Below are 2,147 nucleotides of genomic sequence, written 5' to 3' on the forward strand. Positions count from 1 at the left end.
ACTTCAGACAGGTCAGTGACCAGATCCTGCACTTTATGGGTCAGGTACTGCGCCATATAAAGGATCAGCTCAGAGGCGGTTTTCGGCCCGTTGCCCTCAGCCAACTGCACCAACAACTCGTCGGTGGCACGCAACGGACGCAGACGCAGGGAGATGGCCCGGTTGGCCGCCGCAAAAATACGCACCGAAACCATATCTTCCGGCTCGGCACCTGGATTGAGGTTGACCCCGCGCAAGAACAGCAGCAATTCGGCGGTCGGCAACGGCAACAGGCGCGGGCGGGTATTTTCCTCCAGCAGCAGGTCACAGGCGAATTCGCTCAAGCCACTGGATTTGCGCAACCAGGTCTGGGTCTGGGGATGACTGCGATCCCAATGCAGCCACAGGCTCTCCTGGGGCTGCAGTTGCAAGTCGTCGAGCTCAGTCCGGGCAATCCAACGCGCACCGCCTTTACCGTCCAGCACCAGGGCATGCACCAACCCCCATTGCGCGTTTTCTTCCTCGAACATCCTCACCCCTATGGCTACTGCGGTTTATTCAGGCATTTTCAGCGGGCTGGGCGACACGATCACACCGTTGTTATCGGCGTAGATGTACTCACCCGGGCGGAATGTCACGCCGGCAAAGGTCACCACCACGTTCAGGTCACCGATGCCACGCTTGTCGGTCTTCATTGGATGGGTCGCCAGTGCCTGCACACCCAGGTCGGTCTGGGCAATGACGTCGACATCACGGATGCAACCGTAGATCACCAACCCTTCCCAACCGTTTTTCGCGGCTTTCTCGGCGATCATGTCGCCCAGCAATGCACGGCGCAGCGAGCCACCGCCATCGACCACCAGCACCTTGCCGGCGCCGGGTTGGTCCGCCTGTTCCTTGACCAGGGAGTTGTCTTCGAAGCATTTGATGGTGACGATTTCGCCACCAAAGGAGTCTCGCCCGCCGAAGTTGCTGAACATCGGCTCAACCACCTGCACCAGCTCCGGATAGGCGTCACACAGGTCGGGGGTCACGTAATGGTTCATCGAGAAACTCCTGTCGTCAAAGAAGAAGAGGTCGAACATCCCACGGTGTACATCAGAAAAACGCGTCGCGACGGGCATTCTTTACAGACTGTCCCGCTGGCGGCGGCCATGATCAGACTCGCTTGACCGCAACGCAATACCCGCTGCGCGACTGAATATGACCAGAAGCGTTTAATGCGTCATATCTTAGCCGCAACCACTCACAAGTGAAACGCCCTTGGTAGAGCGCTTCGTCAAACCGCTGCGGCCACTTCGGACTGTGTGCCGGATAAAGGTGTCAGCGGGTCTTTCAACCAGCGCGCCACCAATGGCCAGACCTCAGCCTGTGCGGCCTTGCTGACCAGCATCTCCACGTGCCCGAAATCGCTGGCAAACCCTTGCTGACGCCCCAGGCACAGGTACTGGCGATGCTCGGAGCCGACTTGCTCGAACAGCTTGCGACACGCCCAGTCCGGGTCCTGTTGATCACCCGCGGCACTCACCGCCAGCAGCGGTACATCGACCTCGGCCAAGCCTTTCCACCAGTCACGTTCGGCATCACCAAAGCGGCCAAGCAGGCCGTGCCAGCGCATGCTTTCGATCATGACCCCTACAGGTTCGTCTTCCGGCCCGCGCTTGAGCCTTGGGCCGGACAACTGGCCGAAGCGCTTCAAAATAAAACGACCACCCCACTCCACCACCGGGATTTTCAACGGCCAATACGTGCGACTGACCTGACAACCAAACAACGCCACCGAAGCGGCCGCAGGCGCCCCCAGGTGCTGGCCGCCAAGGGCCGCCGCCAACGTCGTGCCTCCCAAGGAATGCCCGATCCAGTGGGGGATCTGCCCACTTTGCTCACGCACGAACGCACCAATGGCCGGCACGTCATAGCGCGCGTAATCGGCAACCCGATTCTTGGCGTAGCCGTGGTTGCGCTTGGACAGACCATGGCCGCGCATTTCCGGAATCCACACATCAAATCCCTGGCGCGCCAAATAGGCACCCAGGCCAATACCTTTGGGTGAGTACCAGAAGCGCCGATTGGAAAAACTGCCGTGCAACAAAATAATCGGTGTGCCCTGGTTTTCCGGGACATCGACCAACCCCAAACGGGTCACGGCCAGCTCGACGGTGCCGTCT

The 2,147-nt window shown here is 59.9% G+C and carries 3 protein-coding genes; all 3 read right to left on the reverse strand.

Features of this window, described 5'->3' with window-relative positions; all coding sequences use genetic code 11:
• On the reverse strand, window positions 1–509 hold a 509-nt coding region (locus ACRESD_RS17085; protein WP_431751997.1), incomplete at its 3' end, for a CorA family divalent cation transporter.
• A gap of 24 nt (window positions 510–533) precedes the next feature.
• Entirely contained in the window at window positions 534–1,025 is a 492-nt protein-coding gene (gene rraA / locus ACRESD_RS17090; RefSeq protein ID WP_145159137.1) for a ribonuclease E activity regulator RraA, read from the reverse strand.
• Window positions 1,026–1,258: 233 nt separating this feature from the next.
• On the reverse strand, window positions 1,259–2,147 hold an 889-nt coding region (locus ACRESD_RS17095; protein ID WP_431751998.1), incomplete at its 5' end, for an alpha/beta fold hydrolase.

This window comes from Pseudomonas sp., from assembly GCF_050739995.1.
Lineage (GTDB): Bacteria > Pseudomonadota > Gammaproteobacteria > Pseudomonadales > Pseudomonadaceae > Aquipseudomonas.

Coding starts and splice junctions, on each gene's coding strand:
- rraA (WP_145159137.1), bottom strand. CDS start 1,025: ATGAACCATTACGTGACCCCCGACCTGTGTGACGCCTATCCGGAGCTG.